The following is an 8,810-nucleotide window of genomic DNA, read 5'->3' as shown; positions in this document are numbered from 1 at the left end:
GTTAATTTTAATAAAAACATAAATATTAATGATATTAATATTTACGGTTATAGTGCAAATACCTTTATTGACAATTGGCATAACGGTATTAATAGTGATGCTAATAATTACCGTATTGCAGGCAAGGCGGTTTAGGAGAAGCATTAGTATATGGCAATAAAAACGCAAAAGTGCAAATCGATCTTTTAGAATCTTTAAATGATGTTAAATTAATTATTACCGGCAATGATATTAGTGCTGTTGATTCTATAGTAATGAGCGAAAAGGAACTAATGAAACAAAGACCTATTAAAGTAAATACTAAAATATACGCTAGAAACACTTTACAAGGAAGAGTAAAAATAGAAAGTAATAATATTGTTTTTGAAAGTCCTATTGGTAATGATAGGAGAGATAATCATAGTATTTCTGATGATAATATATCAGTAACCTTAGCAAATAACATTACTGCCGAAGATATTAGTTTAGGGAATAATTCTACAGTAATATAGATGCTACTAAGTGCAATATAGATGTACGTTCCGGAATTGTAGTCAATAATACAGTAGACAACCAAGGTGTAGTTCAAGTAAAAGGACATGCAAATATAGGGGTACAAGATTTTAGAGCTGCTGAGATACAGATTGAAAACGGAAAGAAAACGGAATTCAAACAAAAGGTATATTCAAAGAAGATTACAGTAGCAAGTAATGATGTCGTATTTGAAGAAAAACTTGATATGGCTCAGTATAATCAGAATAATAGAGGTAATAGAACTAATTTAATAAATACCGGTAATTTAGAATTTACGAATCGTGATAAAGTAAAGTTTAATAAAGATTATGCCGGTACCATCACTACTAGCAAAGCTAATATAGGTGAAGTAACTTTTATGAATATTCCAAATATTTATGAAGTTGGTGCAGTAAATAAAAGGATTGAGAAGTTAGCATTTATGGATAATCATGTTCATAACCTACATAAAAATATTTATGCTGCTCAAGTTAACTTTGATGCGGGAACTTATAATGTTCATACTAATCCTGCTCCAATCAATGGAAATGCTAAAATTAACGGTTCAACATTTGATCTTAAATGTGACTTAATTTTTAACAGTGATGTAGAATTTTCCGGTAATATTACATTTAATGTAACCGGAGGATATAGTGTATTTTTTCAAAATAACCTCTCTAGTGTAATAGCTGATACGAATATTATAATTAATATAACGGTGCTCATCCTGCAGATGCAGTATCAGTATTATCTATTTTTAGGATTAATGGCGGTGCATTTATTCCTGAAGGGCATAATTATAATCCGGCTACAGGAACTATGAACTTCAGGAACGGACTACAAGTGCAGCAAGCAGGGCAAGCAGTGGCTCAAGAAGTAGCACAGCAGCGAGCAAGAGTTAATGCCCAAACACAAGCAATGCAGGTTCAAGCACAGTAACAAGCACAAGCTCAGCGTGAAGCTAACGAAAGGGCTGAGCAGCAAAGACTGCAAGCAGAACGTGAAGAAAATGCTAGAAGAGAGCAACAATAGCAAGAAGAAATGAAAATGAAAGATTAGCACAACAAGAGGCTAACGACAGAGCAACAATCGAAGAAAATAATAGACGAATAGAAGAGCAAAGACTGCAAGCAGAGTATCAGCAACGTCAAGCTAATGCAATAAGAGTAGATGAGGAATATGTTAAAAATCTGAGCCGCAAAAATGAGCTGAGGCAATCAATAATACTATCGTTGTTTATACGGAAAATACTTTTGTAGCGGGAGCACAAAAAGAAGTGATTAGAGACAAATTTGCACTTGTTATGCAAAATCCTGAAAAGCACGCTGTAGAACTTGCTAAAGAATTAATAAATAATAAAGCTGAGCTTAACGAAGTGGCTAAAGTTGCTAATGATGATACCATCGTAGTGAGTAAAATAAAGCAAGAGCAATCTTTATTATTTGTAGCAAACTTAGCTCAAGTTGCACCTGATAATGCAACAAAAAGTAGTAGAGCATTTAACCGAGCAAGGAACAAGATCGGTTAGTTAGCAAATGTTACGGCTGAAGCAGCAACTGCTAATATTAATAATCACTTATCAGGCGGTACTATGATAGCCGTTGCAGCAGGTGATGAAGAAAACCATATAATGACTAAAAAAGGATTATGGGTTGTCGATACTTTCGTTTCAAGTAATCAAGATGTATATAAAGGTAATCCTAGCTATAAAGGCACGGTATCCGGCGGTACTATCAGCGGTGATCTTTACATCGGGGAAAATAGCCTTGTTGGTATTACATATAGCCGGATGAACTCTGACTTTAAGTTTAAAGGTTCAAGCACCGGTGATAAATTATCAGAAGAAAGTGATATTATTTCACTATACGGTCAACAACAATTTAGTAATGGTCTTATATTATTACAAGAAATATTTTCAGCAAGTAACAGTCAAATCAACAAGAAGGATTTAAGACCGGTCGGACCTAATAGCTATAAAACGGCTAGCGGTAAATATACAAGCAAAGCTTACGGTTTTGAGGGTAATGTCGGTTATCAATTCTCTGTCATGGACGGTATAAATTTAATACCTAATATCGGTATTAGATATAATACATATAAAGATAATGCTTATACCGAAACCGGTACAGGGGTGAATAATATATATATTGCAGGTAAATTTGGTAACTTAACTACTGGTATTGCGGACATAAAATTAACCGCTCCTACTAGATTATCAAATGATACTCAAATAGTACCGGGATTGCATGCTTCCATAGTAAATAGCTTTAGCCATAAGCAACCTAAGGTGAAAGCTAGATTTATTTGGGCAGATAGTTACTTTGAGCACACTACAAGCAGTAGCACGCCGAAAGTCGGCTTAATGTAGGTGCAAGTTTACTTACGGCTTATAAGAATATTGAGCTACTTGTAACGTATAACTGTAATTTATGTAGCAAATATACTAGCCATCAAGGTGCATTAAAGTTAAAGATATTGTTCTAATAGCATTAGTGTCAGCTGGTAGCTTGAACGCGATTGTTGGGTGGCTCGGTAAAACCCACTGTGTCACCTAGTTACTTGACCACGGGGTCCATAAAAACAATAAAAATACTAATAATTTTAGTATTTTTAACTGGATCCTGTGGTCAAGCCACGGGATGACAGAGGTACAATTGATCCACGCAACAATGGTGGAAATCTAGTAAAACAGATAAAAAACTTGTTTTTTATCTGTTTATTTTATCAAAATATGTAACTTCTATATCAATATTGAAGTTATTCCTGGATTCCTACTTTCGTAGGAATGACATTAAACGTAGTTTTATGCACCAACAAATTGTTGTAGAATACGTAAAATACGATTTACTTCATAAAAAAGTAGCTTGTGCTAATCTTGGATAGATAATTCTTGTTATACTTATTGACCTGCAATGTTCTATTAAGTGCATAACTTGCTGCTAAGGGTAATTTGTGCGTCGACCGAGCACTCGAATCCTCACGTACCAAGTGTACGCTGCGGTTCTGCGTTCCGTATTTCCTACAACTTCCTCTTTATTAGCTGCGTTATACAAGAAATCTAATGAAGATTACTAAATTCCGGTTGTGATTGGCTGCTAAGAGGGACAAATAAAAATTATAGGAGGAATAAAATCTAATATTGTTTATGAATTTAATATTATTACAGGACGTATTTTTCTAACTTCATTTATTTTAGCAGGATCAAGCCTAGCCGAATAAATATCGCACCATGTTAATATTTCTTTTTGCTACACCATTTTTCCTTCACAGGACCTAGTAATTCTGAATTTAAGTTTTCAGTGATTTCTGTCATTTCTTCTAGATTTTAGATTTTTTCATTGCATTAAAGCTTTTCATAATATCGTCTTGTTCAAATTGAGGCTGAAGATTATTGAGTTCATGTATAATGGCTTGACAAATAAATGCTGTTCTAGATAATCCTAGCTTTTTAGCAATTTCATTACTAGCTTTAGCTATATTATCGGGTAGAGTAATAGATAAGCTTGTCATATAATTTTATATTAAATATAATACTAAATTCTTATAAAAACAATATATACTCGATAAACTTCAAAAATTGGCTATGTCATTCTACAAGAGCTGCAGTACTCACGTATTTAAGTATACGCTATGTTCCTCTCCTTGTGAATTCCTTGCTCTTTTTGAGGTTTATCTTCGTCTACTATTCTTCGTTTCACATCTGTATAATTATAATTTCCTAACCGGTTTTAGTATTAGCTTTTTGTTACTAAAGATATTAATTTTAGAAAAGAAGCTACTTTTTGGTTTTTTAAAATCACGTTTATAATTTTCACCGGTGACAGCATTATAGCTAGTAATTAAAGAAGGTATAACCTCGTTATAATATATTTTATAGAGGTCATGCATAGTTTCTTTGGTAGTTAAATATCCCCATTTTACGGCTTGTTGCGGTACTCTAGCGAGTGCCTCAATACAGGCTACAGCTTCTTCAATTTCAGGGTTTTTATTTTTATACACTTCAGCGTTTGGTGACAAATTAGCTTGCATATCTTTAAACATAGCATCAATCATTAATGCCATATATTTATCGGTTTTAAATTTTCTTACAAATATTAGATTATTCCTACTGCTATAATTTAAAAGCCGAAATTTATATATAAAAATCATGAATTTTATAGCATAAACTTTTAAACCGTTGACTTTATTTGCATTATAAAATTTAAGTTTCGTTTCATAATCTATCTGTTGTTTCATACCTGCTTTAAGGAGCTTACTCAGCAAATTATGACAATTTATTATATCACTTTTTCTAGCAATTCGTACTTTATCGGTAGCTTTAGTACCGGAGAAATTAGCTGAATGGCGAGTTATTTGTCTGCCTTTATCATCTCTTTTTATATCGGCAAAATGCCCAAGTTCTTGAGCTGCGATAATCTGAAGCCTAGCAATGGCAGGCCAGCCATTACCGTAAGTCGGATGCTCTTTATTGTGTTCAGCAAAAGGATTACCGCCGCATGAAACAAAAATAGCTACGTCCTTGCCGTTAGTGCTTTGCATACCGCTATTACCGCCTACTCGTTGCCAGCTAACCATATCCATCATATCGCCGATATTATGCGAATAGGTGAGAAATACTTCCGTCTTATTAAGAAGAAGCCATCTTATTACGATCGGATGAGCCGACTGAACAAAAAGACGTGCCAACATTTCGGTTACTTCTTTCTTAACCGGCTGCAATTTTTGTATTTGCTTTTTTAAATTGTCAAAAATTGATTTTATTTTCTGATCTGAAGCAGTGTTTCTATATAAATTTTGAAAAAGCTTGGTAGTTTCAGGGATTAAATTCGGGCTTGTTAGTTCTTCTTTACTAACCATCAAGCTTATATTAAGAGCAGGCTCGGTAAATTTTGCAAAATTGCAGCAATCATCGGTATCTATCCGTAATTTGCCGGATTTGATTAACTGCATCGCTAAATGCTCATACTCTATTTCCATATCCTGCTTATAAATAGCAGGAACACGGTCAAGAATGTGGTATATGCTAGCCATTTTTTAAATAAATTTATTGTTTAACATCACTTACTATCGTTATAACACCATTTTCATCTATATCTAAAAATAATACCTCTATTGCGTCAGATTCAAGCACAGACCCATGTTCAAATTGCGGTTTAGGTTCAAGTTTTACCATAACTTTAACAAAATTTAAATTAGGAAATACTTTTTGAAAGCAATCTACAAAAAATTTATCCTATGACTCTAACTTTATTGCATCTAATGCTTTTTTCTATCAGTTTCATTTTTAATACAAACATTCATTGCCTCTTCTCTAAAAAATAAATGAGGATAATCCTTGAGAACTTGTTTTATCAGCGCTCTATATTTATCATTATCACCAAAATATTTGAGACATGCCTCATTGCCGTATCTAAATATTTTATATGCCAAGAATAAGAAGCAGCAGCCTTGCTCTTCTGTCGTAAGTGTATCTTCAGAATATTCTTTATAAAAAAAAGCTTTAATTCCCTTCTGATGCCTGATAAAGAAATCATCGGACAATATGATTGTGAGAAATCAAATAAAAAGTAAGGTATATTTATACTTGTTAACTGTCTGGTTTTTACTTTCTCGGTTATTATTGCAGATTCAGTTAATTGCTTTTCTATTTGCCATAAATCATATTCTACATTATCGGGAGTAGTTTTCTTTATATCATCCCATGATTTGTGAAACCTCTCTTCTATAGTAGTTAGAATTTGTGTTAAAAACAATTCTTTACTCTTTAATATATCCTATGCATGCTTATGCATATAAATAATCAAAGAAATAGCATCTTGAAGGGCTACTTTTTCCATAAGATTACTATTCATTTCTTTGGTATTATTAGTATCATAACGAAAAAATGTACTTTGCATCGGCAGTTTAGCTGTAAAGAAATTACTGAACTCCGTCTCATTATTTTTTGTGATTTCTGCACTCCTTAAATTAACAAAAAATAAAGCTAACCTCTGTAGTTCTTGTCCTATAGGTACTGTCATATCCTTTTGTTATTAATTATTTTACAAAATTTAGTAAGTACATCTACTAGCTTTACTTTTTCTTTAGAGTTAAAAATATTATCACCGGCATTATGAGGGACTGTTATTATAGAATTGAAAATAAGATGTAAAAACCCAGCTGATCCTACATCAGCAGCATAACACAATATTTTTGCCCAATACATAGGTCCCACTCGCTTCAAATGCCCCGCATCAGGAACTAATAAGCCGCCACTTACGGCACTAGCAGCAATAAATACATTGTGTAAAGCCATATTAAAATATTTATAATATTCTTCTAATTTAGGATTAATGACTTTCAATCCGTTAATTTGGTTGTTTATAGTTGCAGTAAGCGGGATATTTGCATCTACTAACATTTTTTTATGTTTGCAATAGTTAGCTTTATTTCTGTAACATCATGTTCGAGGGTAGCTACTTTGTCTGTTAGTATTAATACTGATTTCGCAAGTTCTTCAGTATTATCACTTTTATTAATTACAATTATTGCACTACTCGATACAAAACAACTTTCTCTTGATAATGTCTGTGATGTACTAAGATTATTTTTAGATTGTTGATCTATGTCATCAAGAATTTTCTGAAATGCTTCCTCATTCTCTGGGCAATGTGTATATTGGATAAGTACAGTACCAGCTTCGCTTAATTTGCCTGCTTTATCAAAAGCTTTTCCTAATAAAAATCAGTATCTTTAGGTTTAGATGATGTATATAGAGCTGCTTGTCATAATGAAGCTACTGCCTTAAAGTACAGGGGTTATTGCTCAGTTATATTATTAGTATGCTATCCCCAACATAAGTAAGTGCAGCCTTCATAATAATAGGCATGTAGAAAATCTTTATATTGTTTAATTAAGATAAATATCTTAATTACTTCTTTATATTCATTTTTACTTGGAAGCTCTCTTCCTTCAGAGATTAATTGGTCTACTATCTCTTTCATATTCTAATCTATATTAGTTAGTTAATTGTTTAAATCATATTATGGCCGCCATTGATGGAAATAGTCTCGCCTGTTATAAAGCCGGCATTTTCATCAACTAAAAATGCTACGGCTCTAGCTATTTCTTCAGGCTGTCCTAGTCTTTTTTTGGGGATACTATTAACGATTTTAGCAAGCACGTCTTCAGGTATCGCTCCTACCATTTCGGTTGCAATATATCCTGGAGCTATACAGTTAACAGTGATATTTTTAGAAGCAGTTTCACGTGCAAGAGCCTTAGTAAAACCAATGATTCCAGCTTTAGCGGCAGAGTAATTAGTCTGCCCGATTTGTCCTGCTTGAGCATTAATTGAACTGATATTTACTATACGACCGTAATCTTGGTTTCGCATCTGCTCCATTACGCTGCTAGACATATTAAAGCAAGAATTGAGATTAATGTTAATGACGTCATTCCAATCTTGATGAATCATTCTATGTAGCATTTTATCTTTGGTAATACCGGCATTGTTAACAAGAATACTTACTGATTTTTTAAATTCCTCTTCAATTTCCTTTACTGCTTGCCTGCATTCTTCAAAATCCGCAACATTCCAGCGTTTAGTTTTGATACCGTATTTTTCTTCCATCTCTTTAGCAGCGTCGTAATTACTGAAAAAATTAGCAACTACCGTAAGACCCTTATTTTTTAATTCTAAAGCGGTAGCTTTACCTATGCCTCTAGTACCTCCTGTTACAATTGCAATTTCTGACATTATTTCTCCATACCTATATTTTGACTTTTATTAGATTTAACCGGTGTGGTTATACTTGGTTTAAGCTGTGACACCGATTTAGTTAACGGTTTAACCACTTTCTTATCACTGCGTATTATGGTGGATTCTTTAGGATGATTTTTTTCATATTCTGCATCTATCTTTTCATCCATTTTTGTATCTTCAATTTTATTTGTTTTAGCCGTTACCTCCATTATACCAGCAAGTGTTTCTTTTCTACTTTTTGGAATGGCTCTTTTATTTTCTTTTTTAGTGCCGTAACAACCTATTGTTGCACCGCCTGCATAAATACTACCTGCTTGCTCAATATTTTCTCTTAATGTTACAGCTTTTTTTAATATTTCTTTTTCCTGATCCGTTAAATTTGCATTGTTAATTATTTCTGCTGCATCTCCTTTAGGTTTATTTATACTAAAAAAACGTTCAGATTTGTTTCTAGGTTTAATATGTGCTTTTAATTCATCAATTCCTTTTTCAGTTGATAAATTTTCTGCTATTTTGTTTAAAGTATCCCTTACTCCTGAAAAATTATTTGTTACTCCTATAAGCCTAAATTAAC

12 protein-coding genes and 2 pseudogenes are annotated in these 8,810 nt (G+C 33.0%); 4 read left to right on the top strand and 10 right to left on the bottom strand.

Annotated features, from left to right (window positions below; all coding sequences use genetic code 11):
* Nucleotides 1-170: 170 nt before the first annotated feature.
* The 4 genes and pseudogenes from A452_RS0107375 (at nt 171) to A452_RS10220 (ending at nt 2,976) form a co-directional block, all read left to right on the top strand.
* The gene (locus A452_RS0107375; RefSeq protein ID WP_014412049.1) at nt 171-491 is read left to right on the top strand and encodes a hypothetical protein; all 321 of its coding nucleotides are present in this window, start codon (nt 171-173) and stop codon (nt 489-491) included.
* A 227-nt stretch (nt 492-718) separates the two neighbouring features.
* Nucleotides 719-1,315: a hypothetical protein gene (locus A452_RS10230; RefSeq protein ID WP_014412050.1), complete on the top strand. Its 597-nt coding sequence runs from the start codon at nt 719-721 to the stop codon at nt 1,313-1,315.
* Between the two features lie 453 nt (nt 1,316-1,768).
* Entirely contained in the window at nt 1,769-2,020 is a 252-nt protein-coding gene (locus A452_RS10225) for a hypothetical protein (RefSeq protein WP_017208712.1), read from the top strand.
* 63 nt (nt 2,021-2,083) lie between these two features.
* Nucleotides 2,084-2,976 (top strand): annotated as a pseudogene (locus tag A452_RS10220) (autotransporter outer membrane beta-barrel domain-containing protein).
* Between the two features lie 426 nt (nt 2,977-3,402).
* On the opposite strand, the pseudogene A452_RS10215 reads toward A452_RS10220, so the two are convergent.
* The 10 genes and pseudogenes from A452_RS10215 to A452_RS0107310 form a co-directional block, all read right to left on the bottom strand.
* A pseudogene (locus A452_RS10215) lies at nt 3,403-3,557 on the bottom strand (palindromic element RPE1 domain-containing protein); the annotation flags it as partial.
* 253 nt (nt 3,558-3,810) lie between these two features.
* A complete protein-coding gene (locus A452_RS0107350) occupies nt 3,811-4,002 on the bottom strand; it encodes a ribbon-helix-helix domain-containing protein (protein ID WP_014412052.1) in 192 nt (63 codons plus the stop codon).
* Nucleotides 4,003-4,200: 198 nt separating this feature from the next.
* Nucleotides 4,201-5,523, bottom strand: coding sequence for a DUF2748 family protein (locus tag A452_RS0107345; RefSeq protein ID WP_014412053.1), 1,323 nt, complete (start codon nt 5,521-5,523; stop codon nt 4,201-4,203).
* Nucleotides 5,524-5,536: 13 nt separating this feature from the next.
* Nucleotides 5,537-5,665, bottom strand: a complete 129-nt coding sequence (locus A452_RS12665) for a hypothetical protein (protein ID WP_014412054.1) — start codon at nt 5,663-5,665, stop codon at nt 5,537-5,539.
* A gap of 178 nt (nt 5,666-5,843) precedes the next feature.
* Complete coding sequence (locus tag A452_RS12340; protein WP_155813361.1) at nt 5,844-6,245, bottom strand: hypothetical protein; 402 nt, start codon at nt 6,243-6,245, stop codon at nt 5,844-5,846.
* Nucleotides 6,246-6,266: 21 nt separating this feature from the next.
* Nucleotides 6,267-6,512: a hypothetical protein gene (locus A452_RS12335; RefSeq protein ID WP_231289978.1), complete on the bottom strand. Its 246-nt coding sequence runs from the start codon at nt 6,510-6,512 to the stop codon at nt 6,267-6,269.
* Nucleotides 6,509-6,892 carry a hypothetical protein gene (locus A452_RS11495; protein WP_193427897.1) on the bottom strand — a complete coding sequence of 128 codons (384 nt, stop codon included), beginning with the start codon at nt 6,890-6,892 and terminating at the stop codon, nt 6,509-6,511. Before A452_RS11495 ends, A452_RS12335 begins: the two co-directional genes overlap by 4 nt.
* Before the next feature lie 424 nt (nt 6,893-7,316).
* The gene (locus A452_RS0107320; protein WP_017208709.1) at nt 7,317-7,475 is read right to left on the bottom strand and encodes a hypothetical protein; all 159 of its coding nucleotides are present in this window, start codon (nt 7,473-7,475) and stop codon (nt 7,317-7,319) included.
* Nucleotides 7,476-7,504: 29 nt separating this feature from the next.
* A complete protein-coding gene (locus tag A452_RS0107315; protein ID WP_014412055.1) occupies nt 7,505-8,230 on the bottom strand; it encodes an SDR family oxidoreductase in 726 nt (241 codons plus the stop codon).
* Complete coding sequence (locus tag A452_RS0107310; RefSeq protein ID WP_014412056.1) at nt 8,230-8,445, bottom strand: hypothetical protein; 216 nt, start codon at nt 8,443-8,445, stop codon at nt 8,230-8,232. The genes A452_RS0107315 and A452_RS0107310 overlap by 1 nt, the downstream gene beginning before the upstream one ends.
* Nucleotides 8,446-8,810 lie beyond the last annotated feature (365 nt).

This window comes from Rickettsia australis str. Phillips, from assembly GCF_000273745.1.
GTDB lineage: Bacteria > Pseudomonadota > Alphaproteobacteria > Rickettsiales > Rickettsiaceae > Rickettsia > Rickettsia australis.
Note: the sequence above shows the minus strand (reverse complement) of the source record. Positions and strands in the feature narration are given on the sequence as shown.